The 21,831-nt window shown below is 72.1% G+C and carries 22 protein-coding genes and 1 pseudogene; 13 read left to right on the top strand and 10 right to left on the bottom strand.

The window, feature by feature from the left end; all coding sequences use genetic code 11:
• The first annotated feature begins 22 nt into the window (after positions 1-22).
• The 10 genes from HNR57_RS35650 (at position 23) to HNR57_RS35695 (ending at position 8,914) form a co-directional block, all read left to right on the top strand.
• Positions 23-373 (top strand): DUF6479 family protein, encoded by a 351-nt coding sequence (locus HNR57_RS35650; protein ID WP_184566924.1) that lies wholly within the window; start codon positions 23-25, stop codon positions 371-373.
• Between the two features lie 47 nt (positions 374-420).
• The gene (locus HNR57_RS35655) at positions 421-774 is read left to right on the top strand and encodes a DUF8129 domain-containing protein (protein WP_184566925.1); all 354 of its coding nucleotides are present in this window, start codon (positions 421-423) and stop codon (positions 772-774) included.
• Positions 775-937: 163 nt separating this feature from the next.
• Positions 938-1,444: a SigE family RNA polymerase sigma factor gene (locus tag HNR57_RS35660; protein ID WP_184566927.1), complete on the top strand. Its 507-nt coding sequence runs from the start codon at positions 938-940 to the stop codon at positions 1,442-1,444.
• An 11-nt stretch (positions 1,445-1,455) separates the two neighbouring features.
• Positions 1,456-1,980, top strand: a complete 525-nt coding sequence (locus HNR57_RS35665) for a cellulase (RefSeq protein ID WP_184566929.1) — start codon at positions 1,456-1,458, stop codon at positions 1,978-1,980.
• Positions 1,981-2,118: 138 nt separating this feature from the next.
• Positions 2,119-3,390 (top strand): glycosyltransferase, encoded by a 1,272-nt coding sequence (locus HNR57_RS35670; RefSeq protein ID WP_246555324.1) that lies wholly within the window; start codon positions 2,119-2,121, stop codon positions 3,388-3,390.
• The gene (locus tag HNR57_RS35675; RefSeq protein WP_184566931.1) at positions 3,387-4,649 is read left to right on the top strand and encodes a putative hexosyltransferase; all 1,263 of its coding nucleotides are present in this window, start codon (positions 3,387-3,389) and stop codon (positions 4,647-4,649) included. The genes HNR57_RS35670 and HNR57_RS35675 overlap by 4 nt, the downstream gene beginning before the upstream one ends.
• 121 nt (positions 4,650-4,770) lie before the next feature.
• Positions 4,771-6,435: a purine-cytosine permease family protein gene (locus HNR57_RS35680; protein WP_184566934.1), complete on the top strand. Its 1,665-nt coding sequence runs from the start codon at positions 4,771-4,773 to the stop codon at positions 6,433-6,435.
• 167 nt (positions 6,436-6,602) lie between these two features.
• Positions 6,603-7,058 (top strand): hypothetical protein, encoded by a 456-nt coding sequence (locus HNR57_RS35685; protein WP_184566936.1) that lies wholly within the window; start codon positions 6,603-6,605, stop codon positions 7,056-7,058.
• 128 nt (positions 7,059-7,186) lie between these two features.
• Complete coding sequence (locus tag HNR57_RS35690; RefSeq protein WP_184566938.1) at positions 7,187-7,675, top strand: cation:proton antiporter regulatory subunit; 489 nt, start codon at positions 7,187-7,189, stop codon at positions 7,673-7,675.
• Positions 7,676-7,681: 6 nt separating this feature from the next.
• A complete protein-coding gene (locus HNR57_RS35695; protein WP_184566940.1) occupies positions 7,682-8,914 on the top strand; it encodes a cation:proton antiporter in 1,233 nt (410 codons plus the stop codon).
• An 87-nt stretch (positions 8,915-9,001) separates the two neighbouring features.
• Here the strand turns inward: HNR57_RS35695 and HNR57_RS35700 are convergent, their stop codons facing one another.
• From HNR57_RS35700 to HNR57_RS35735, 9 genes and pseudogenes are all read right to left on the bottom strand, one after another.
• Positions 9,002-9,583: an Rv1733c family protein gene (locus HNR57_RS35700; RefSeq protein WP_184566942.1), complete on the bottom strand. Its 582-nt coding sequence runs from the start codon at positions 9,581-9,583 to the stop codon at positions 9,002-9,004.
• 211 nt (positions 9,584-9,794) lie between these two features.
• Positions 9,795-9,968, bottom strand: a pseudogene (locus HNR57_RS40095) (winged helix DNA-binding domain-containing protein); the annotation flags it as partial.
• A 170-nt stretch (positions 9,969-10,138) separates the two neighbouring features.
• On the bottom strand, positions 10,139-11,266 hold the full coding sequence (locus HNR57_RS35705; RefSeq protein ID WP_184566944.1) for an LLM class flavin-dependent oxidoreductase: 1,128 nt from the start codon (positions 11,264-11,266) through the stop codon (positions 10,139-10,141).
• Positions 11,267-11,332: 66 nt separating this feature from the next.
• The gene (locus HNR57_RS35710; RefSeq protein ID WP_184566946.1) at positions 11,333-12,316 is read right to left on the bottom strand and encodes an ABC transporter substrate-binding protein; all 984 of its coding nucleotides are present in this window, start codon (positions 12,314-12,316) and stop codon (positions 11,333-11,335) included.
• Between the two features lie 34 nt (positions 12,317-12,350).
• Positions 12,351-13,115: an amino acid ABC transporter ATP-binding protein gene (locus HNR57_RS35715; protein ID WP_281403943.1), complete on the bottom strand. Its 765-nt coding sequence runs from the start codon at positions 13,113-13,115 to the stop codon at positions 12,351-12,353.
• A complete protein-coding gene (locus HNR57_RS35720) occupies positions 13,112-14,044 on the bottom strand; it encodes an amino acid ABC transporter permease (RefSeq protein ID WP_184566948.1) in 933 nt (310 codons plus the stop codon). Before HNR57_RS35720 ends, HNR57_RS35715 begins: the two co-directional genes overlap by 4 nt.
• Positions 14,045-14,048: 4 nt before the next feature.
• Entirely contained in the window at positions 14,049-14,987 is a 939-nt protein-coding gene (locus tag HNR57_RS35725; RefSeq protein WP_184566949.1) for an ABC transporter substrate-binding protein, read from the bottom strand.
• Positions 14,984-15,481 carry a GNAT family N-acetyltransferase gene (locus HNR57_RS35730; RefSeq protein WP_184566951.1) on the bottom strand — a complete coding sequence of 166 codons (498 nt, stop codon included), beginning with the start codon at positions 15,479-15,481 and terminating at the stop codon, positions 14,984-14,986. The genes HNR57_RS35725 and HNR57_RS35730 overlap by 4 nt, the downstream gene beginning before the upstream one ends.
• Positions 15,478-16,614, bottom strand: coding sequence for an LLM class flavin-dependent oxidoreductase (locus tag HNR57_RS35735; RefSeq protein ID WP_184566953.1), 1,137 nt, complete (start codon positions 16,612-16,614; stop codon positions 15,478-15,480). The genes HNR57_RS35730 and HNR57_RS35735 overlap by 4 nt, the downstream gene beginning before the upstream one ends.
• Positions 16,615-17,163: 549 nt before the next feature.
• On the opposite strand from HNR57_RS35735, the gene HNR57_RS35740 reads away from it, so the two are divergent.
• The 3 genes from HNR57_RS35740 (at position 17,164) to HNR57_RS35750 (ending at position 20,198) form a co-directional block, all read left to right on the top strand.
• Positions 17,164-18,153: an amino acid ABC transporter permease gene (locus HNR57_RS35740; RefSeq protein WP_184566955.1), complete on the top strand. Its 990-nt coding sequence runs from the start codon at positions 17,164-17,166 to the stop codon at positions 18,151-18,153.
• 117 nt (positions 18,154-18,270) lie between these two features.
• Positions 18,271-19,509 (top strand): acyl-CoA dehydrogenase family protein, encoded by a 1,239-nt coding sequence (locus tag HNR57_RS35745; RefSeq protein WP_184566957.1) that lies wholly within the window; start codon positions 18,271-18,273, stop codon positions 19,507-19,509.
• A 212-nt stretch (positions 19,510-19,721) separates the two neighbouring features.
• Positions 19,722-20,198 (top strand): DUF6174 domain-containing protein, encoded by a 477-nt coding sequence (locus tag HNR57_RS35750; protein ID WP_246555326.1) that lies wholly within the window; start codon positions 19,722-19,724, stop codon positions 20,196-20,198.
• A 482-nt stretch (positions 20,199-20,680) separates the two neighbouring features.
• On the opposite strand, the gene HNR57_RS35755 is transcribed toward HNR57_RS35750, so the two are convergent.
• A complete protein-coding gene (locus tag HNR57_RS35755) occupies positions 20,681-21,775 on the bottom strand; it encodes a carboxylate-amine ligase (protein WP_184566961.1) in 1,095 nt (364 codons plus the stop codon).
• Positions 21,776-21,831 lie beyond the last annotated feature (56 nt).

Genomic DNA, 21,831 nt, shown 5'->3' on the forward strand with positions numbered 1-21,831 from the left:
GGACCAGGGGTACCCGCGTGCCATGAATAGCGCATGGATGGAGATGGCCGCGGGCGGCGACGCCCCCGGCTTCGGGTTCGTCGTGACCGGTCTGGTGGTCGTGGCCCTGCTGCTGGGCGCCTTCATCCTGGGCCTGCGGCACAAGCGCCGGCGCCCGCCGCGGCCCGACGAGCAGCCCAGGCTCCCCGACGGCGGTCCGGTCCGCGAGACGCTGGAGCGCCGTGAGCCCGACGAGATGCCCAGAAGCGAGCAGCGTCTGACCCCGCACGAGCTGAAGACTCAGAGCGACCGGACCAGCGCCTCGCAGACGCGCCCGCGCTGGAACGAGGGCAGCAGCGGCGGCTTCGGCAGCGGCGGCCCAGGGGCCCGCTGAGCGGCCGCCGGCCCGTACGGCACGTCGGACACAGGGAAGTGAGAACCATGGCCGATCCCGCCCGCGGCACCCTGCCACTGCCCGACTACGACCAGCTGCCGATCGGCGGCCTGGAGAGCCGTGTGCGGTCGCTGTCCGCGGACGAGGTCGAGCAGCTGCTCGCATACGAGCGGTCGCACGCCGACCGGCTGCCGGTGACCCGGCTGCTGGGCTCCCGGCTGGACCAGTTGCAGGGGGGCGCCGAGCTGACGTCCGGCGACCCGAACGCCCTGCGCCCCGAAGCGGGGCCGGGCGGCCGGGGAGGCTCTCCCGTGTCGCCGGCGACCTCGCCGCAGCCGCACAGCCCGCCGCCGCACGGCACACCGGACCAGCCGGCTCAGCCGAAGGGTGACCGTACATAGGAAGCCACCCTGCTCAGAAAAGGGCCCGTGCCTGTGCACGGGCCCTTTTCCATGCCCCACCTCAGGCCAAGTGATGTGGATCACAGGTTTAGGGTGCAGCGTGGGGCGAGGTCCAGCGTCTTTTGAGAGGTGTAGGGGGCCACTGAGACGCAGGACGGTGAGGATGGAGCAGGTTCGGGCGGACGGCTTCGACGAGTTCGCGGCCGCCCGTTGGTCGGCGCTGCTCCATGTCGCGCGTCTGCTCACGGGGGGCGACCGGCAGCGTGCCGAGGATCTGGTGCAGGAGGCCTTGGTCAAGTTGTGGTTCGCCTGGCCGAAGGTCGCCGAGCAGGCTCCGGAGGCGTACGTCCGCACCGTGCTGGTGCGGCTGGCGGCCCGCTCGGCGCGGCGGCGCTGGTGGGGGGAGCGCCCGGTCGATCAGCTGCCGGACCGGGCCGACCCGGGCGACATGTCGTCGGCCGTCGCGGAGCGTTCGCGGCTGGAGGCGGCGCTGGCCCTGCTGTCGCCCAAGCAACGGGCCGCGGTGGTGCTGCGCTACTACGAGGACCTGCCCGAGTCCCAGGTCGCCCAGGCCCTGGGCTGCCCGGTGGGCACCGCCCGGTCCCATGCGTCACGCGGAGTCGCGCGGCTTCGCCAGATCCTGTCCGACGCCGTCAGGCCCGTGGGGTGAAAGGAGAACCGATGGACGACTTCGAGCGGGACCTGTCGCGGCTGATGCGCGACACCCGGCAGCACATCCCCTACGAGCCCGAGCACCGGCAGCGGCTGCACGCGGGTATCCGGGCCCGCCGCCGGTCGCGACTGCTGTGGAAGGCGGGCGGCTCCGCCGTCGCGGTGGCCGGGCTCAGTGTCGGGCTGGCCCTGCTGCCCAGCATGCTCACCCGGGCACAGCCCGCCGATCACCGGCCGCAGCCGACGACGAGCCCGACGACCTCGCCGGACAGCACGCCGACGACCGCACCCCCGGCGCCCAGCACGACTCCGACGCAGCAGCCCGAGACGACCCTGCCCGCGACCATGACCGGCAGCAGCACACCGTCCGGGCCGACGAGCGAGCCGGCCGGCGACCCCAGGCCGACGGCCACGGCATCCGAGAGCCGGACCACCTCGGCGCCGTCCGCGCCGCCGCCCTCCCCGACACCGACGACTGCTCCTCCCTCCGCACTGGATTCCGAGGAACCCTCCGCATCGGTCTACCCCGAGTAGCCGCCTGAGCAGCCCTCGCCATCAGGGGCGTCCTCGCCCCGAACCCCTTCACCGCAACCACCCGCCACGGGCGCCCTCGGCCTGCCCGGAACCGGCGCCCGGGCATGCCCCGCGCCAGAAGAGGACCGTGAAAGAGCCATGCGAACCGTACGGCGGTCGGCCCTGATGGACCGCCCGATACCCGAGCCGGCCGCGTTGCCCCGGCGGGCGCCCCTGCCCGCGCACCACCCGGACCCCGTCCTCGACGTGGTCGTCCCCGTGTACAACGAGGAGAACGACCTGGAGCCCTGCGTCCGGCGGCTGCACGCGCACCTCGGCGAGACCTTCCCCTACGCATTCCGGATCACCATCGCCGACAACGCCAGCACCGACGCCACCCCGCGGATCGCCGCACGGCTGGCCGCGGAACTGCCCGGCACGGACTGGATCCGGCTCGCCGAGAAGGGGCGGGGCCGGGCGCTGCACACCGCGTGGTCACGCTCCCGCGCCCCGGTGCTCGCGTACCTGGACGTGGACCTGTCCACCGACCTCGCCGCACTGCTGCCGCTGGTCGCGCCGCTGATCTCGGGTCACTCGGACATCGCCATCGGCACCCGGCTGGCCCGGGGCTCGCGGGTGGTGCGCGGACCGAAACGGGAGGTCATCTCCCGCTGCTACAACGGGCTGCTGCGCTCCACGCTCGCCGTGGGGTTCTCCGACGCGCAGTGCGGGTTCAAGGCGGTGCGGCGGGACGTCGCCGAGCGGCTGCTGCCGCTGGTGGAGGACCGCGAGTGGTTCTTCGACACCGAGCTGCTGGTGATCGCCGAGCGCGCGGGGCTGCGCATCCACGAGGTGCCGGTGGACTGGGTGGACGACCCCGACAGCCGGGTGCACATCCTCTCCACGGCCCTGGCCGATCTGCGGGGCATGGCCAGACTCGGCCGGGCCCTGGCCGGCGGCCGGCTGCCGCTGACCGCGCTGCACCGCAGCGACGGCCTCGACGGAGAACTGCCCGCGGGCCTGGCCCGGCAGGCGGTGCGCTTCGCCGCGGTCGGCGCCGCCAGCACCCTGTGCTACCTGCTGCTGTACACCCTGCTCAGACCGGCGACGGGAGCGCAGGCAGCCAACGCGCTCGCCCTGCTCGCCAGCGCGATCGCCAACACGGCGGCCAACCGGCGGCTCACCTTCGGGGTGCGGGGCCGCGACGGCGCGCTCCGCCACCAGCTCAAGGGCCTGGCCGCCTTCGTGGTGGGGCTGACCCTGACCAGCGGTTCGCTGGCCGTCCTGCACCACACCGCACCCGGGGCGGGCCACCGGGTCGAGCTGGCGGCGCTGATCGCCGCCAACCTGGCCGCGACGCTGCTGCGCTTCCTCCTCTTCCGGGCCTGGGTGTTCCCGGCCCGCCGTACGACAGGACCCACCGCCCCATGAGCACCGTCCAGCTGCGCCGCCCGCCCGCCGGTGTCGGCCCTTCCGAAGTCCCTCGCGCAAGGCGGGAGTTGCGCCCGAGGTTGCGCGCCGCCGCCGTCCGCTACGGGCCGGTGCTGCTGACGTACGGCGTGCTGAAGCTGGCCGGCTTCGCCGTCTTCATGTACCTGCTGGACTCCGCGGGCGACTTCCGGAAGAAGAACCCGCGCTTCGGCGGCGGTGAACACGCCTGGGACGTCCTGGCGAGCTGGGACGGCTGGTGGTACCAGCAGATCGCCGAGCACGGGTACGACCCCGCCCTGGAGCCCATCCCGGGCGCGAAGGGCCTGATCACGCTGGAGGGCAACTCGGCGGCGTTCTTCCCGCTGTACCCGACGCTGATGCGGCTGGTCTCGGAGTGCACCGGACTCGGCCTGTACGGCGCCGGCATGACGGTCTCCGTCATCGCCTCGTTCGTCGCGGCACTCGGCGTCTACGCCGTGGCGAAGCGGCTGGGCGGCCACCGGGCCGGTCTGGTCGCGGCCGGGCTGTGGGCGGTGTGGCCCGGCTCGGGCACGGAGTGGTCGGGCTACTCGGAATCCCTCTACACGGCCCTGGCCGCGTGGGCCTGTCACGCCGTCATGTCCCGCCGCTGGCTGACCGCCGGTCTGCTGACCTGTGCGGCCGGGCTCTGCCGGCCCACCGCCGCGGCGCTGATCGCCGCCCTCGCCGTCGCCGCGCTGCTGTCCCTGCGCCGGCGCGCGGACGGTGTCGTGCGTCCGCTGGCAGCCGTGGCGATCGCACCCCTGGGACTGTTCGGCTATCTGGCCTGGGTCAACTACCGCATGGGCGACATCAACGGCTACTCCAAGCTCCAGGACGGCGCGTGGGCCCACAAGTTCGACGGGGGAGCCCACACGTTCAAGGTGCTGACGTCCCTCCCCGTCGGACACTTCGACTATCTCTTCGCCAGGGCCTTCGAGGACGTCATCGGCGTCTGCGTCGTGCTGGCGGTGCCGGCGCTGACGGTGCTGCTGCTGCGTCTGCGTCCACCGGCCGTCCTCGTCGTCTACACGGTGCTGTCGTACCTCATGGTGATGACGACCCAGCAGATCTTCGGCAACGTCTCGCGCTATCTGCTGCCCCTCTTCCCGCTGTTCGTCCCTCTCGCCCTCGCGATGAGCCGGCTCGGATGGCCTTCCCTGACCGCGGTCCTCGGCACGGCCGCGCTGGCCTCCGGGTCGTACGCGGGGTACGTGCTCTTCGAACTCGGAGTGCCGTAGCGGCCGTCGACGCGTGAGATGCCTCCGAAACATTTCCTTCACTCAGGAAGTATTTAGGGGTAACGCCCGCTGCCTACCGTGCCTGCCCTGTCGTCCCCGACCCGCAGCAAGGAGGCGTGGCATGAGTGCCGAGCCACGACTGGCAGAAGTCGCCGAGCCGGAACCCGCGCAGGAGGCAGCGCGGGGTACGGATCAGGCCGTCAAGGAGACCCTGGAGGACTACACCCTCCGCTTCGCGCCACGCAGTTACCGGCGCTGGACCCCGATGGTGGTGGCGACGACCGCGCTCGGCGGCATCGCCTACATGGCCGACTTCTCCATCGGGGCCGGCATCGGCCTGGCCCACGGCACCGGCAACGCGCTGCTCGCGATCGCCGTCGCCGCCGTCGTCATCTTCGTGACGGGCTTTCCGCTCGCCTACTACGGGGCCCGCTACAACATCGACCTGGACCTGATCACCCGCGGCTCCGGCTTCGGCTACTTCGGCTCGGTCCTCACCAGCGTCATCTTCGCCAGCTTCACCTTCATCTTCTTCGCCCTCGAAGGGTCGATCATGGCCCAGGGCCTGAAGCTGGGCCTCGGACTGCCGCTCTGGCTGGGCTACTTGGTCTCCACCCTGATGGTGATCCCCCTGGTGATCTACGGCATGACAGCGCTGAGCAAGCTCCAGGTGTGGACCACCCCGATCTGGCTGCTGCTGATGGTCGGCCCGCTGGTCTACCTGGTCGCCACCGACCCGGGCACCGTCGACCGCTTCCTCGCCTACGCCGGCACCGACGGGGACGGCGGCGTCAACACCGCCTCCGTGCTGCTCGGCGCGGGCGTGTGCCTGTCGCTGATCGCGCAGATCGGCGAGCAGATCGACTACCTGCGCTTCATGCCGCCCAAGACCGAGGCGAACAAGCGCGGTTGGTGGACGGCCGTGGTGATGGCCGGTCCGGGCTGGGTGGTGCTGGGCGCGCTGAAGCAGGCCATCGGCGTGTTCCTCGCGGTGTACATCATCGCCGAGGTCGGTCCCGCCGCCGCGCCCGAGCCGATCCAGCAGTTCAAGCACGCCTTCGACGCGATGATGCCGTCCTGGATCGTCCTCCCGCTGGCCGTGGCCCTGGTCGTGATCAGCCAGATCAAGATCAACGTGACGAACGCGTACTCCGGCTCCCTCGCCTGGACCAACTCCTTCACCCGGGTCACCGGGCGCTACCCGGGCCGGATGGTCTTCGTCCTGGTCAACCTGGGCTTCGCGCTCGCCCTGATGGAGGCCGACATGTTCAGCTTCCTCAACAGCATCCTGGGCTTCTACTCGAACTGCGCGATCGCCTGGGTCGTCACCGTGGCCACCGACATCGGCATCAACAAGTACGTGCTGAAGCTGTCCCCACACGCACCCGAGTTCCGCCGGGGCATGCTCTACGCCGTCAACCCGGTCGGGGTCGTCTCCTTCGTCGCCGCCTCGGGGCTGTCCATCGCGATGTACTTCCACGCCCTCGGCGACACGCTCCAGCCGTACTCCCCCGTCGCCGCGGCCGTCATCGCCTTCGTCCTCACGCCGCTGATGGCCGTGGTCACCAAGGGCCGGTACTACCTGCGCCGCACCGACGACGGCATCGCCGAGCCCCTCCTGGACGAGGACGGCAACCCCAGCGCCGTCACCTTCGAGTGCCACGTGTGCCGACAGCAGTTCGAGCGGCCGGACGTCGCGGCATGCCGGACGCACGACGCGGTCGTCTGCTCGCTGTGCCTGAGCACCGACAAGACCGGCGACCACGTCCTGCCGGCCGCGGTCTGACCGTGGGCGGGAGCGCGGCCGGGCGCTCCCGCCGTACGGCACGTTCCAACTCGGTCTCGGACGCGCTGTGCGGGACCGGCCGGGGCGGCGGCTCCGGGGCCCGGGCGGCATACTGATCTTGCGCTGGCCGGTGACCGGGCCGACGGTCGGAGAGGGGATGACGGGACGTGACCACCGATGAGCATGACGGGCGGGGAACTCCCCACGAGCCGCCCGGCATTCCCCCGGCCCCCGACGACGTGTGGCTGAAATTCCTCACGGACAGCGAGTCCGCCATACGCGTCTCCGCTCCCCGGGAACCCTCCGCCGCGGAGCGGGCGGCGGGGCGGCGGCTCCAGCCCCCGCACGCCGTCGGCGACCTGTGGCAGCCGGAGGAATTGTGGGTGCGCGTGGCGTGGCAGGACCTGGACCGCCCCGCCAAGGTCCGGCGCGTGGGACGGGTCGTCGCGACCGCGGCGGCCGTCGCCCTGGCCCTCGGGGCCTGGTCCCAGCTGTCCACTGGCGCGGAGACCGGCCACCGGCCCGGCGAGAGCACAGTGCGGCAGGTGGAGGGCGCGACCGCCCGGCTGCCCACGGCCACACCCGTCCCGCCCGCATCCCCGTTCCCGCAGCCGTCCCGATAGCCCACGCGAGGGGGGTACGGTCGCGCCCCGCCGCCTACTATGAGCCACACAGGCCGGATCTGGGCGCTCGTCCGGGCGCGGCCCCCCACAGGCAGGAACGCGCAGGCACCGACCGAAGGGGGACGGAGATGAGCGCGCCACGCCTCAGCAGCACCCCGTTGCCCGGCATAGGGGTCCGCTACGACCTGACGACACGGGACCACGGCCGGCGCCTCTCGGTGGTCGCGCACCGCGACGGGCACCGGACGGTCAGCGCCTACCGCGAGGACGACCCGGACGCGTGCGACCTCTCGGTGCGGCTGTCGTCGGAGGAGGCGGCCGCGCTCATCGACGCCCTGATGCCCGAGCACCACACGCCGAACCTGCTGTCCACCACCGACCTGGGGCTCGTCGCCGAACGGATCGAGCTGCCCGTCTCCTCGCGCTGGAACGGGCGGCTGCTGGGCGAGTCCCGGATCCGCGCCGAGACCGGCGCGTCCGTGGTGGCGGCGCTGCGCCGGGCGGAGGCGATCCCCTCCCCCACTCCGGACTTCCGGCTGGCCGGTGGCGACATCCTCATCATCATCGGGACCCGCGAGGGCGTGGAGGCGGCCGCCGCGATACTCGGGCGGGAGTGACCCGCCATGCAATCCTCCACGGTCTTCCTGATCGAGTTCGGCTGTCTCATCCTCGGGCTGGGGCTGCTCGGCCGGTTCGCCGGGCGCTTCCGCTTCTCGCCGATCCCCCTCTATCTGCTGGCCGGGCTCGCCTTCGGGAAGGGCGGGCTGCTGCCGCTGGGCGCCAGCGAGGACTTCGTCGCCGTCGGCGCCGAGATCGGTGTCATCCTGCTGCTGCTCATGCTCGGCCTGGAGTACACGGCCACCGACCTCGTCTCCCACCTCAGGACCCACTACCCCGCCGGTCTCCTCGACGCCGTCCTGAACGCCCTGCCGGGCGCGGTCCTGGCCCTGCTGCTCGGCTGGGGCCCGGTCGCCGCCGTCGTCCTGGCCGGCGTCACCTGGGTCTCCTCCTCGGGCGTCATCGCCAAGGTCCTGGGAGACCTGGGGCGGCTGGGCAACCGTGAGACCCCGGCCATTCTGAGCATCCTCGTCCTGGAGGACCTCTCGATGGCGGTGTACCTGCCCATCGTCACGGCCCTGCTGGCCGGGGTGGGCCTGGTCGCGGGCGGCGTCACCCTGGCCATCGCCGTGGGCGTGCTGGCCCTGGTGCTGGTCCTCGCGGTGCGTTTCGGCCGCCTCGTATCGCGCTTCGTCTCCAGCGACGACCCGGAGAAGCTGCTGCTGGTCGTCCTCGGTGTGACGCTCGTGGTGGCCGGGGTGGCCCAGCAGTTGCAGGTGTCGGCGGCGGTGGGCGCCTTCCTGGTGGGCATCGCGCTGTCGGGTGAGGTCGCCGAGGGCGCGACGAGTCTGCTCGCGCCGCTGCGGGACCTGTTCGCCGCGGTGTTCTTCGTCTTCTTCGGCCTGCACACCGACCCGGCCAGCATTCCGCCCGTGCTGCTGCCCGCCCTGGCCCTGGCCGCCGTCACCACCGCCACGAAGATCGCCACAGGCTACTGGGCCGCGCGCCGCGCGGGCATCGGGTCCAGGGGCCGCTGGCGCGCCGGCGGCACGCTCGTCGCCCGCGGCGAGTTCTCCATCGTCATCGCCGGGCTCGCCGTCACGTCCGGCATCGAGCCCTCCCTCGGGCCGCTGGCCACGGCGTACGTCCTCATCCTGGTCCTGCTGGGCCCGCTGACCGCCCGCTGGACGGAACCGCTGGCCACGCGCCTGACCGGACGGTCCCGCCGGCGCGGGGCGCCGGTTCCCCCGGGCGCGCACGAGGCACTCGGCGACCAGGACACGGTCGGCCGCACCTGAGCGAGCCGCCGGGACTGCCGGTGAGGACGCCCACCGCGTGCCGCCGGGCACGCGAGAAGCCCAGCGGGACAGCCGGTGCCGCCGTGATCAGCCCGTCTTCCAGCCCCTGCGCGTGTCGATCCGCTCCCACTCGGCGTCCCACTGGGCGAGGCGCCGCCGGTCGAGGGCCAGGCGGGTCAGCCAGGCGGCTGCCAGGACCGTTCCGCCCGCGAAGAGCCCTGCGAGCGCGCCGCCCATCGCGGTGTGCAGCCACACCTCGCCGCTGGACACCGGCCGGCTCGTGATGTCGCCGCTCCGGTTCACCCACACGGAGATGGTGCTCCCGGCGGGGGCCCTGGGCGCCACCCGGGCCTCTTCCCGGTGCGTGGAGCCGTCGGGCGCGGTCCACCGCACCTTGCCCCACACCCGGTGGTCGCTCGCCGTACGTGCCGGAGACGGACCGGGCGCGTCCTCGACGACCACCGCCGTCACCTGCCGGCTCTCGGCCCGCTGCCGTTCGGCGGCCCGCTCGACCGCGCTCGCCGCCATCACCCCGGCGACCAGCCCGCCCAGCAGGGCGAGCACCCAGCCGCCCAGCACGACCCAGGCTTCGACGACGTCGACGCGCCGTTTGAGCGCGTTGCGTCGCCACCGCCACCACCGCACGGTCACCCGCTCTGACGCTTTCATGGGCCGACACCCCCTCGTGAGCACCGGCAGCACTCTTCCAGTGTGCGCTTGACTGCCGCTGATGCTCGCCGATCAATGCCCGGCGGCTCGTCGCGAGGGTGCGCGGGCGTGGTTCACGCGGGAGACGCCGCGATCCGTACCCGGTCGCGGCGACGGACAGGTGGCGGTGCGCGTCGTCAGATGATGCGGCTGCGGTCGTGGTAGCCGACCGAGGATCGCGTTGTCGAGGCCGCGACCAGAGCCCGGGGCACGGCTCCTGCGGTTGCTGCGCCTGGAGGCCGCACAGGCGTGCGACGGCGTCGAGGACCGGGAGGTCGGCGCGGTCGAGGAGCAACTGCCGGGCGAGGGTGGCGCGGTTGAGCGCCCGGGCGTCGAGAACGGTCATCGGTGCACCTCGGCGTTTGCGTCGTGTGCCGACCCGTGGTCAAAGGGTGTCCGGGCGGCGTGCGCGCTCACCGTCGCAGGCGATGCGGTCAGGTCGTGACCGCGTCCCGCTCACCGTCGCACGGGATGCGGTCAGGTCGTGACCGCATCCCGTGCGGCGCCGGCTGCGGGTCACCGGCGTCGCCACTCCTGCGCGAGGAGCCGGTACGAGCGCACCCGGTCGGCGTGGCCGTGCGTGATCGTCGTGATGATCAGCTCGTCCGCGCCGGTGGCCTCCTGCAGGTGTTCGAGCTGGTCCGCGACGCGGCCGGGCGAGCCGACGAACTGGGTGCCGACGCGGTCGGCGACCAGGGCCCGGTCCTGCTCGGTCCAGGGGTGGGCGCGGGCCTGCTCGGGGGTGGGGAAGGGGATCGCGCCCTCGGCGGTGCGGATGCTGCGGACCCATGGCCCGTATCCGGTGGCCAGTTCGCGGGCCGTCTCGTCGTCCTCGGCGACGACGACGTCGGCGGAGACGCTGAGGTAGGGCTTGTCGAGGTGGTCGGACGGCTGGAACGCGGCCCGGTAGCCCTCTGCCGCCTCCAGGACGGTGGCCGGGCTGACGTGGTAGTTGGCGGTGAAGCGCAGGCCGTTGCGGCCGGCGACCTCGGCGCTCTCGCCGCCGCTGCTGCCGAGGATCCAGACCTGGACGTCGGCCCCCTCTCCGGGGACGGCGTGGGCTTCGAGTCCGTCCGCCGAGCGGTAGTCGCCGCGCAGCAGGGCGAGGATGTCGCCGATCTGCTCGCCGTAGTCCTGGTGGCGGGCGCCCGGCTGCTGCAACAGCTGCTGCTGGAGCCGGAGCCGTGGTGAACCGCGCAGGTGGTCGGGTGAGAAGCGGGGCGGAATCTTCAGGCCGTTCGGGGTGCGGCCGTCGACGACGGGCGTCGTGGTCGGCCGGGGTTGTGCGCTCTGCCCGGGGGGACGTCCGCCGGAGCGGCCGAGGCCCAGGTCGAGGCGCCCGGGGTGCAGGGCGTCGATCAGGCCGAACTCCTCGACGGTGGACAGGGCGGTGCGGTGGCCGAGTTGTACGGCGCCCGAGCCGATCCTGATCGTGGAGGTCGCGGAGGCGGTCAGGGCGAGCACCACGGCGGGAGAGGTCCCGGCGACGCCCGGGTTGAGGTGGTGCTCTGCGAACCAGTAGCGGCTGTAGCCGAACCGCTCGGTCTGCCGGGCGAGGTCGATGGTGTTCCGCAGCGCCTCGGCGGCCGTGGCGCCGGACGGGATCGGGACGAGGTCGAGGACCCCGAGAGGGATACCGGACATGGTCGGGTGCTCCTCAGCGGTCGGTGGGCCAGGATGCGGCAGTCGGGCTCGTGGCGGGCGGCACGGTCAGCTGCCGTCCTTCGGCAGGCCGGGCGGGTTGATCTCCGACCTGGTCACGGCCTCGTCGGACAGGCCCCAGCGCTTCAGCACCTTCGCGTAGGTGCCGTTGTCGATGATGTGGTTGATCGCGTCGGCGAGCGGCTTGGCCAGTCCGCTGTCCTTCTTGGTGGTTGCCGCGATGAGGCCTTGGAGACCCGCGCCGGCCCCCGAGTACGTGCCGACGACCTCCGTCCTCCCGCTGGTGGCCGCGTGGTGGGCGGCGGTCGGGTTGGGGCCGAGGTAGAGGTCGATCCGGCCGGACTGGAGAGCGAGGTAGGTGTCGCTCTCGTTCTGGTAGTACTTGATGTCCACCGGCTTGCGGCCGGCCTTCTTGTTCTGTCCCGACCACTCGACCAGCAGCTTCTCCTGGTTGGTGCCGCTGCTCACGGCGACGGTCCTGCCCGCCACGTCCTTCGGCCCGGTGACCTTCAGGCCGCTGCCCTTCTTCGCCGCGAACCCCAGGTTGTCCTCGCGGTAGGTGGCGAAGTCGTACTTCTCCTTGCGTTCCTCGGTGACGGTGATGTTGCTGAGGCCCGCGTCGTACTTGGCGCTGTCGAGGCCGACGAAGATGTTCTCCCACGACACGGTGTTGATCTCGGGCTTGAGGCCGAGCACGTTCGCGACCAGGTGCGCGAGGTCGGTCTCGACGCCGATGACGGTCTTGTTGTCGGTGGCGTAGAAGGTCAGCGGCGCGGCGGAGCCGGACGAGGAGACGAGTTCCAGTGTGCCTCTTTTGCGGATCTTCTCCGGGACTTCCGCCGCTATGGAGTCGACCTTTCGGGTCGTGACGCGCTTCTGGTCGGGGCTGATGTTGATCTTCGTCTTGCTGCCGTGCTGGGCCGCGACCTCGGTCGTGCCGCCGTCGGTGGGGTTGGCGCAGCCGGCGAGGACGAGGGCGGTGGCGAGTCCGAGCGTTGCTGCGGTGGTGCGGCGGGCGGCGAGGGTGGCCACGGTGGTGCTCCTTGCGTGCGTAACGGGCGGGTGATCAGAGGACCTTGGAGAGGAAGGCGCGGGTGCGCTCGTGCTGCGGGGCGTCGAGAACGGCCGAGGGCGGGCCCTGCTCCACGACGACCCCGGCGTCCATGAACACCACGGTGTCGGCGGCCTCACGGGCGAAGCCGATCTCGTGGGTGACGACGATCATGGTGGTGCCGGTGCGGGCCAGGTCCTTGATGACGTCGAGGACCTCACCGACCAGTTCGGGATCGAGCGCCGAGGTGGGTTCGTCGAAGAGCAGCACCTTGGGTTCGAGGGCGAGCGCGCGGGCGATGGCGACGCGCTGTTGCTGACCGCCGGACAACTGCCGGGGGTAGGCACCGGTCTTGTCGGCGAGCCCGACCCGCTCCAGCAGCCGGCGGGCGGTGTCCTCCGCCTCCTTGCGCGGGCGGCCGAGCGCCGAGACGGGGGCCTCGACGAGGTTCTCCAGCACGGTCAGGTGCGGGAAGAGGTTGAAGTTCTGGAAGACGAATCCGATGTTGGTCCGCTGCTTCAGAACGTCCTTCTCCTTCAGCTCGTGCAGCTTGTTGCCCGAGCGGCGGTAGCCGATGAGCTCACCGTCGATGCTGATCCAGCCGCGGTTGACCTTCTCCAGGTGGTTGATGGTGCGCAGCAGCGTGGACTTGCCGGAGCCGGACGGGCCGAGGATCACGGTGACTTCGCCGGCGCTGACCTCCAGGTCGACGCCGCGCAGCACCTCCTGGGGACCGAAGCTCTTGTGGACGCCGTGGACATCGACCATGACGGCACTCATGAACTCTCCTTCGTCACGAAGCGCCGGGCGCGCTGGAACGGGGTGGGCGGCGGGGTGCGGTCGGCGCCCCGGGCGTAGCGGCGCTCGACGTAGTACTGGGCGACCGACAGCAGAGAGGTCAGGACGACGTACCAGGCGGTGGCGACCAGGAGCAGCGGGATCACGCGGCCGTTGCGGCCGTAGATCACCTGCACCTGGTAGAAGAGCTCGCCGATGGACATCACGTAGACCACGGAGGTGCCTTTGAGCAGGCCGATGATCTCGTTGCCCGCGGTGGGCAGGATGGCGCGCATGGCCTGCGGCAGGACGATCCGGCGGATCTGCCGCAGCCGGGGGATGCCCAGCGCGGCGGCGGCTTCGAGCTGTCCGTCGTCGACGGCGAGGACGCCGCCGCGGACGATCTCGGCGGCGTAGGCCGCCTGGTGCAGGGTCAGCCCGATGACCGCGGCGCCGATGGTGCCGATCAGGGTGTTGCTGTCGACGGAGAAGAACACCGGGCCGAAGGGGATGCCGAGGCCCAGCTCCTTGTACAGGGCGCTGAGGTTGAACCAGAACACCAGCTGGACGATCATCGGGATCGACCGGAAGATCCAGATGTAGGCCCAGGCGACGGTCGAGAGCAGCGGGCTGCGCGACAGCCGCATGAAGGCGATCACGGTGCCGAGGAGGAAGCCGAGAACGGTGGCGTAGGCGGTGAGCTGGAGGGTCACCCACACCGCCTGGACGATCGTCTCCGAGAGGACGTAGTCGCGGAAGACGTTCCACTCCCAGACGGGGTTCGTGGCCAGGCCGTGGACGAACTGGGCGATCAGCACGATCACGGCGGCGCCTGCGGCCCAACGGGCGTAGTGGCGGGTGGGGACGACCTTCAGTTCGGCCGGGTCTTCGACCAGCCTCGGGGCCGGTTCTGTGATGGTGTCGCTGCTCATGGGGTCACCTGTGCTCGGGCGGGTTGATCCGCGACGCGTCGATCGCGGAGGCGGAGGTGCCCCATTTCTTGAGGATCCGGGCGTACGTGCCGTCCTTGATCAGTTCGTCGACGGCGGCCTGGAAGGCCCTGGTGAGCGGGGAGTTCTTGGCGAAGGCGAAGCCGACGTCGAGGCGGTGGTACTCGCCGAGGAAGGTGGTCTGCGCGGCGGGCTGGGCGGCCTGGTAGCGCAGGCCGTTGATGGTCGACATGATCGCGTCGATGCGGCCCTGCTGGAGCGCGGTGAGGGTCGCGGCGTTCTCCGAGTAGACCTTCACCTCGTACGGCTTCTTGCCGGCTTTCGCGCAGACGTCCTTCTGCGCGGTGAGGGTCGTCTCGAAGGTGGTGCCGGCGCCGGTACCGAGGGTCAGCCCGCACACTTGCCTGAGGTCGGTGACCCTCTTCTTGAGTGTGGTGTTGCCCTTCTTCACGGCGAAGCCCTGGCCGTCGTTGATGTAGGTGACGAAGTCGACGGTCTTCAGGCGCTCGGTGGTGACGCCGAAGTTGCCGGTGCCGACGTCGTACTTGCCGCTGCCGAGGGCGGGCAGGATCGTCTCGAAGGAGGCGTCCCGCCGGTCGAGTGTCACGCCCAGGACCTTGGCCACGGCGTCGGCGATGTCGATGTCCTGGCCCGCGGGGGCCTTGTCGGGGCCGTTCGGGTAGTAGGCCCCGGGCGGGAACCCGACGGAGCTGCCGATGCGCAAGGTGCCCGCCTTGCGGACGTCGGCGGGCAGCAGGGCGGCGACGGAGTCCACCTTGCGTACAGCGGCGACCGGGTTGTCGGCCGGTGCGGGGGAAGCCTGGGCGCCCGCGGGGGTGGCGCCCGGGGTGGCGCCGCAGGCGGTCAGCGCCAGGGCGGGCAGCAGCACGAGGGCGGCGGCGCTGCGCAGACGGGTTCTCTTCACTGCTGGGGAGCCTCTCCGAGGTGTTTCTCGAACGGCAGCGGGCCGATGCTCTCCGGGTCGGCCTCGGTGTCGAACAGCGGGGTGTAGCCGGCGGCCAGGTAGAGGCCGCGGGCCTCGGGCTGGCGTGGGCCCGTGGTGAGGTACGCGCGCCGATAGCCCCGGCCCGCCGCCTCGCGCTCCAGCTCGGCGACGACGCGCCGGGCCAGGCCGCGACGGCGGTGGGCCGAGTGGGTCCAGATCCGTTTCAGCTCGGCCGTGGCCGCGTCGTACCGGCGGAAGGCGCCGCCCGCGACGGCCTCGCCGCGTTCCAGCAGCAGCAGGAGGAGACCGCCGTGGGGTGGGGTGAACTCCTCGTCGGGGTAGCGGGCGATCTCGGCGTGCGCGTCCCTGCCGTAGCGCCGGGAGTACTCGTCGCCGAGTTCGCGCAGGAGCGGCTCGACCCGGGGATCGGAGACAGCTACCTGAATGACCGTCAGCTCCGGTGCGGAGGTCATCCGTTCACCGTCGCGAGGGGCTGGGGGTCGCGGGAGGCGCGCTCGGCGTCACGCTTGGCGACCTCCTCGCGGACGATCGGGATGACGTGCCTGCCGAAGTCGATGGCGTCGCCCAGCAGGTCGTAGCCGCGGGCCGACAGGATGTCCACGCCGAGGTCGTAGTAGTCCAGGAGGGCTTGGGCGACCGTCTCCGGGGTGCCGACGAGGGCGTTGGAGTTTCCCGCGCCGCCGGTCGCGGCGGCGGTCGGCGTCCACAGGGCGCGGTCATAGCGCTCCCCCGCCTCGGCGATGGCGATCAGCCGCTGGGAGCCGGTGTTCTGCGGCTGGGTCTGGCCGTTGTGGCGCTTGGTGATCGCCTCGCCGCGCTCCCGTCGGGCCTTGATCGCGCCGACCGTGCGGTGGGCCCTCTCCCAGGCCAGTTCCTCCGTCGGGGCGATGATCGGGCGGAACGCCACCTGGATACGGGGAACTTCGGTGCGTCCCGCGGCCTTCGCGGCGGCCCTCACGTTCTCGATCTGCTCGGCGGTCTTCTCCAGCGGCTCCCCCCACAGGCAGTAGATGTCGGCCTCGGCGCCGCCGGCGGCGTACGCGGCGGGCGAGGAGCCGCCGAACGACACGTTCGGGCGCGGCTGCTGGACGGGGAAGACGTCGCTGACGAAGTCGTGGAAGCGGTAGTGCTCGCCCTCGTGGTCGAAGGGTTCGTGCGTGGTCCAGATCTTCTTGACGATCCGGATGTACTCGCGGGTGCGTGCGTAGCGCTCGTCCTTGGTGAGGGTGTCGCCCTCCCGGCCCTGTTCCCGGTCGTTGCCTCCGGTGATGAAGTGCACGGTCAGGCGGCCCTCGCTGATCTGGTCGAGGGTGGCGAAGGTCTTCGCGGCGAAGGTCGGGTACGACACGTTGGGCCGGTGGGCGAGGAGGATCTGGAGCCGGTCCAGCCTGCTCGCGATGTAGGCGGCGGCCGGTGCCGGATCGGGTGATCCGGAGCCGTAGGCGAACAGCACGCGGTCCCAGCCGTGCTCCTCGTGAGCCCGGGCGAGCCTGAGCGTGTAGTCCTTGTCGAAGGCGGCGCCGGAGCGCGGCGTGGTTTCCGATCCGTTGTGGGTGGCGGCGATGCCGAGGAACTCCACGGGCATGGGTTCGGCCCTTTCTCAAGTCGTCCTGCGCCGCGCCGAGGAGCACCGGGGCACGGCGGGGCAGCCCTCGGCGCGCTCGGGTACGACGGCGCGCCTCAGGGCGTGATGAACAGGGGTGATGACGATGACGCCGGGGTCTGGGCCCAGGGCGGGGTGGAACGGCGGCAGCGCGTGTCAGAAGGGGGACTCGGCCCGCGACGGGGGCACCGAGGGAGGGAAGGGCCGGTCAGACGGCCCGCTGCCGCGTCAGGCGCAACACGCCGCGGACCACACCCGACCGAAGTCGATGTGGCCACGGGTGACCAGGCGCTGCTCGGCGTTCATGCGACTACTTGAGCAGGACGACTCGTCTTTCGTCAACCAGGGCCCGTATGGCGGACGGGAGTTGGGTCCGACCGGCGCGCGGGCCTGGCGTGTGGTTGACACCCGTGTGTGCCGCCCCCATACGATCGGGGCACCGCGTTGAGGGACGCGGCGAGCGTGATGACGCCGAAGCCGGGCTCCGGCCCCGTATCCGTGCCGCGCCTCCCTCCCCTGGAGAACCTTCTGATGGTCTCGCCGTCCGACCTCACCGACTCCGCCCCCGCCCCTTGCCCGGCACGTCCCGAAGCATCCGGCCCGGGGTCCGACGACGATCTGCCGCGGATCGTGCCGCGCCGGCACGTCGGACGTCTGCTGGCCGCCGCCGTCGCGCTGCTGCTCTTCGCCATGGTCGTCACCTCCGTGGTGCGCAACCCGGCCTTCCAATGGGGCGTGGTCGGCGGGTACTTCACCACCGCCGCCGTGCTCGACGGCCTGCTGCTCACCCTGTGGCTGACCGGTGTGGTGATGGTGCTCGGCTTCGCGCTCGGCGTTCCGCTGGCGGTGATGCGGCTGTCCGCCAACCCCGTGCTGTCCACCTTGAGCTGGGGCTATGTGTGGGTCTTCCGGTCCACTCCGCTGCTGGTCCAGCTGCTGCTCTGGTTCAACATCGGCGCCCTCTACCCGACGCTCGGCCTCGGGATCCCGTTCGGTCCGCAGTTCGTCACCGTCAAGACGGTGAACCTGCTGGGCCCGGCCCTGACGGCCGTCATCGGCCTGACCCTGCATGAAGCCGCCTACGCGGCCGAGGTGGTGCGCGGGGGCATCCTCTCCGTGGACGCCGGGCAGGCGGAGGCCGCACAGGCCCTCGGCATCGGCAGGGCGCGCACCCTGCGCAGAATCGTCGTTCCGCAGGCGATGCGCTCCATCGTGCCGACCTCGGGCAACATGCTGATCGGCACCCTGAAGGGTACGAGCATCGTCAGCGTGCTGGCCGTGCACGACCTGCTGTACTCGGTGCAGCTGATCTACAACCAGACGTACCAGGTCATTCCGCTGCTGCTGGTGGCCACGCTCTGGTACATCGCCGTCACGACCGTGCTGAGCGCGGGGCAGTTCTACGTGGAGCGGCACTACGCCCGGGGCGCCGCCCGTGCGCTGCCGCCGACGCCCGTGCAGCGATTGCGGGCCCGGCTGGCCGCCCACCACCGTTCCCTATCTTCCCTATCGAAATACTAGGAAAGTATTGACGGCGCCTTGCGCTCCCGCGCAGGATGATGCGCATGGCCCACACATCTTTCCCGCCGGTGAGGCTCAACGTGCCACTGTGCAAACGGACTTGAGGAGAACCCTGCGATGGGCGTTGCCCCGGCGCCGTCCGGCCCCGCCGCGGAGTTCGACCAGGCCCCAACGGCCGGACCCGACCGTGCGTACTGGCTGCGCGTGGCCCGCGAGACGGCGGAGGATCTCGCCACGGACGCGGTGGCCAGGGACCAGGCGGGCAAGCCTCCCTTCGACGAGGTGTCGCGGCTGCGCGAGTCGGGGCTGCTGACGCTCCTCGTCCCCACGGAAACCGGGGGCGGCGGCGCCGACTGGGCCGAGGCGTACGCCGTGGTCCGGGAGATCGCGGCGGCCGACGGCGCCATCGGCCAGCTGCTCGGCTGTCACTACTTCACGTCCTGGAGCGCCCGGTTCCTCGCCGGAGCGGCCCTTGCCGCCCGGCTGGAGCGGCGGTCCGCGGCGGAGCAGTGGTGCTGGGGCGGTGGCCTGGCCCGCCAGGAACCGGCGCTGACGCTCGTCAAGGACACGCGGGGGTACGTCCTCAACGGCCGGCAGAGCTATGCCGCAGGCGTCCTGGTCGCCGACCGTCTCGCCGTACGGGCGGTGCGGGCCGACACGGGCGAACCCCTCGCGCTCGTGGTCGATCCCGCCCTCGCGGGCGTGGTCGTGGACGGTGACGCAGACCCCTTCGGCCAGCGGCTGGCGGCGGGCGGCAGCGCGGAGTTCGACGCCGTGCCGGTCACGGCCGACGACGTACTGGGGTCCCTCTCGGCGGACGAGGACGTCCTGTCGCCCCTGACGGCCCTGATGTCACCGGTCGGCCGTCTGCTGTCGGTACAGCTCCGGCTCGGCATGGCGGAGGGCGTGCTCGCCGAGGCCCGTGAGTACAGCAGGACCGGCCCGTCGCACCGGCACCCGGACTGGCCGGTGGGCTCCCCGCAGGATCCGCAGGTGCTGACGGCGTACGGGGAGCTCACCGTGCTCACCCGCTCGGCGTCGGCTCTGTCCGACGAGGCACGCCGGGCCGTCCAGGGCGGACTGGCCCACGGCGAGGACCTCACCTACGAGGAGTACGCGGAGATCTCCGTCCTCGTGGCCATGGCCGAGGCCGCCGCGTCCAGGGCGGTCCAGGAGTCCACCGCCCGCGCCCTCGACATCATCGGCGCCCGCTCCGCCTCGGCGCGGCTGGGCTTCGACCGGTTCTGGCGCAACGCCCGGACCCACACCCTGTACGAGCCCGTCGGCCACCGGCTCCGGGACGTCGGCGACTACTTCCTCAACGGTGCACACCCTCCGTTCGTCCTGCCCGTCTGACCAGCGGCGACGGGCCGCCGGCTCGCGCCGCAGGGTGCATCACCCACGAGCGGAGCAGGAGGCCTGGCCGGCCGGGACGACGGTGCCGCGACTGGCCCGGGACCCCACCGAACGTTCCCCGGGCGGCCGGCGTCATAGCCGTAGCCGTCGTCGAAGGGACCGCCGCCATGACTGCCGTAGCCCGTGCCGCCCGATCCGTTTCCCATGCCGTCTTGATCGGAGGGCTCCTCTGCGCAGTCGCCGCCTGCGGCACCGAGACGTCGGGGTCCCCCGAGGCGCAGAGCGCACCCGGTCGCCATCGAGGCTCCTGGCAGGAGCCCGCCTCCTACACCTATACGCTCCGGTCGAGCGAAGGAGAGCGGAGCCTGCTCGGCACGTTCCGGATCTCGGTCCGCGACGGCACCGTGGTCAAGGCGGTGGGCCTCGACGACACGGGACGCCGCACGGTCGAGAGCACACCCGAAGCCGTACCCACGCTCGGCGGACTCCTCGCCGAAGTCGAACAGGCCCGACGGGACGAGGCGCACACGGCCGAGGCGACGTACGCGGCCGACGGGCATCCGGTGCGGATCGTCCTGGACTGGGAGGAGAACGCGGTCGACGACGAGGCCCGCTACGCCATCACCGCCTACGATCCCGCGGACGACCGGCGCGCCCGGGATCGCACCGACCCCCGCCCGGGAACGTGATGCCGACGACCGGCGATCGGTCCTTGCCCATCCCCTTGCGCACCGCTTCCTTCGCGCGGTCCACCAGGCCGGCGACAGGACCGATGGCCACATTGGCCGCGCCGGACTGGACGCCCGGCTGAGGGCGGGGCTGGACGGCTACCCGCGAAACGGCGCCGCGGAGACGAAGCGCGCACCCCCGCGACGGGGCCGGCACCGGCGGGCGTGCCGCGCTTCTCATGAGGATCAGCGACCTCGTCCGGGCGTACCGGCCGGCACCCGTGGTCGTCCTCCTCGACGAGCCGGCCGCCATGGTGCGGTGGTCAGCGTCGTCCGGCGCGTGCACCGCCTGCGCAGCCGCTGCTGTCGGTGGGCGAGGCACAGCGCGCCCGTCCGCCGTGCGCGCGAGGCGCGCGCCGACACCGCGGGCACGCGACCGGTCGTCCACGCCCGCGCCGACACCGCCGTCGCGCCGCGGCGGCCCGAGGAGCCGTTCCGCGGCGTCACGGCATCGTGCTCTGCGCGCTGATCAGTTCGGTGACCGCGCGCAGACCGCCCTGGGCGAGGGCGGCGCGCTGCCGGTCCGCGCCGGTGCCGTCCTGCAGCAGCCGGTGGACCAGGGAGGTGACCTGGCGGGTGTCACCGGAGGCGTCGAGGGCGGGGGCGACGTGCCGCAGGAACTCGTAGAGCACGTCGCCCGCGCGGTGCGGTGTGCCTTCGGGGTCGATCAGGGTGTCGCCGAGCCCGTGCCGGGCGGCGTGCCACATGGCGGCCTGCAGCAGTTCGGGCGCGCAGTCGGGCAGGGGCGTGCCGGCCTCCGCTTCCGCCAGTGAGGTCTCCACGAGGGCGCGGATGATCGCGGCGAGCAAGACCGCCTCGTCCGCCCGTAGCTGGACGTCCGGGCACCGCACCTCGATGGTGGGGTAGGTGGCCGAGAGCCGGGCCTGCCAGTAGAGCTGACCGGTGTCGGAGATCAGGCCGGACTCCCGCAGCCGTTCCACCCGCCGGTCGTAGTCCGCGGCGTCCTCGAAGTGCGGGGGCATGCCGCTGACCGGCCACCGGCTGAAGATCACTGTGCGCCAGCTGGCGAAGCCGGTGTCGTGCCCGTCCCAGAGCGGGGAGTTCGCGGCCATGGCCGTCAGCGTCGGCAGCCGGAAGCGGATCCGGTTCAGGACCTGCACGCCCGCCTCCCGGTCGGGGACGGCGACGTGCACATGCGTGCCGTTGACCAGTTGCTCCGCCACCAGTTGCGGCGCCTGGGTGACCATCGCCCGGTAGCGGGCCTGGTCGGTGACGGCGATGGGGCGGCCGTGCCGCACCGGTGGTGTCCCGCAGACCCCGATCCGGCAGCCGTGCTCCTCCGCGGCCACACCGACGGCGTGCCGCAGCCGCAGCAGATGGCCGCCGACCTCCTCCAGCGTGTCGCAGACCGGGGTGGCCACCTCGACCTGCGCCTGGAGCAGCTCGTACTGCACCTCCTGGTCGGTCACGAGATGCCCCACGCCCGCCGCGGCACGCACTTTGTCCGCCTGAGGTACCGGCAGGCCCGTGACCGGGTCGAGCAGCAGGTACTCCTCTTCCACGCCGATCGTCGTCATCGACACCCTCTGTTCCGCCCGGCGGCCGGGCCGGATTCCGGTGCGCGGAAGGCGCG

Source organism: Streptomyces paradoxus, from assembly GCF_014202475.1.
In the GTDB taxonomy this organism is placed as follows: domain Bacteria; phylum Actinomycetota; class Actinomycetes; order Streptomycetales; family Streptomycetaceae; genus Streptomyces; species Streptomyces paradoxus.

What these genes read in the sequence shown, in the direction of transcription:
- HNR57_RS35650 (WP_184566924.1), top strand. Translation starts at nt 23, where the DNA reads ATGAATAGCGCATGGATGGAGATGGCCGCGGGCGGCGACGCCCCCGGC.
- HNR57_RS35655 (WP_184566925.1), top strand. Translation starts at nt 421, where the DNA reads ATGGCCGATCCCGCCCGCGGCACCCTGCCACTGCCCGACTACGACCAG.
- HNR57_RS35660 (WP_184566927.1), top strand. Translation starts at nt 938, where the DNA reads ATGGAGCAGGTTCGGGCGGACGGCTTCGACGAGTTCGCGGCCGCCCGT.
- HNR57_RS35665 (WP_184566929.1), top strand. Translation starts at nt 1,456, where the DNA reads ATGGACGACTTCGAGCGGGACCTGTCGCGGCTGATGCGCGACACCCGG.
- HNR57_RS35670 (WP_246555324.1), top strand. Translation starts at nt 2,119, where the DNA reads ATGCGAACCGTACGGCGGTCGGCCCTGATGGACCGCCCGATACCCGAG.
- HNR57_RS35675 (WP_184566931.1), top strand. Translation starts at nt 3,387, where the DNA reads ATGAGCACCGTCCAGCTGCGCCGCCCGCCCGCCGGTGTCGGCCCTTCC.
- HNR57_RS35680 (WP_184566934.1), top strand. Translation starts at nt 4,771, where the DNA reads ATGAGTGCCGAGCCACGACTGGCAGAAGTCGCCGAGCCGGAACCCGCG.
- HNR57_RS35690 (WP_184566938.1), top strand. Translation starts at nt 7,187, where the DNA reads ATGAGCGCGCCACGCCTCAGCAGCACCCCGTTGCCCGGCATAGGGGTC.
- HNR57_RS35695 (WP_184566940.1), top strand. Translation starts at nt 7,682, where the DNA reads ATGCAATCCTCCACGGTCTTCCTGATCGAGTTCGGCTGTCTCATCCTC.
- HNR57_RS35700 (WP_184566942.1), bottom strand. Translation starts at nt 9,583, where the DNA reads ATGAAAGCGTCAGAGCGGGTGACCGTGCGGTGGTGGCGGTGGCGACGC.
- HNR57_RS35705 (WP_184566944.1), bottom strand. Translation starts at nt 11,266, where the DNA reads ATGTCCGGTATCCCTCTCGGGGTCCTCGACCTCGTCCCGATCCCGTCC.
- HNR57_RS35715 (WP_281403943.1), bottom strand. Translation starts at nt 13,115, where the DNA reads ATGAGTGCCGTCATGGTCGATGTCCACGGCGTCCACAAGAGCTTCGGT.
- HNR57_RS35720 (WP_184566948.1), bottom strand. Translation starts at nt 14,044, where the DNA reads ATGAGCAGCGACACCATCACAGAACCGGCCCCGAGGCTGGTCGAAGAC.
- HNR57_RS35730 (WP_184566951.1), bottom strand. Translation starts at nt 15,481, where the DNA reads ATGACCTCCGCACCGGAGCTGACGGTCATTCAGGTAGCTGTCTCCGAT.
- HNR57_RS35735 (WP_184566953.1), bottom strand. Translation starts at nt 16,614, where the DNA reads ATGCCCGTGGAGTTCCTCGGCATCGCCGCCACCCACAACGGATCGGAA.
- HNR57_RS35740 (WP_184566955.1), top strand. Translation starts at nt 17,164, where the DNA reads ATGGTCTCGCCGTCCGACCTCACCGACTCCGCCCCCGCCCCTTGCCCG.
- HNR57_RS35745 (WP_184566957.1), top strand. Translation starts at nt 18,271, where the DNA reads ATGGGCGTTGCCCCGGCGCCGTCCGGCCCCGCCGCGGAGTTCGACCAG.
- HNR57_RS35755 (WP_184566961.1), bottom strand. Translation starts at nt 21,775, where the DNA reads ATGACGACGATCGGCGTGGAAGAGGAGTACCTGCTGCTCGACCCGGTC.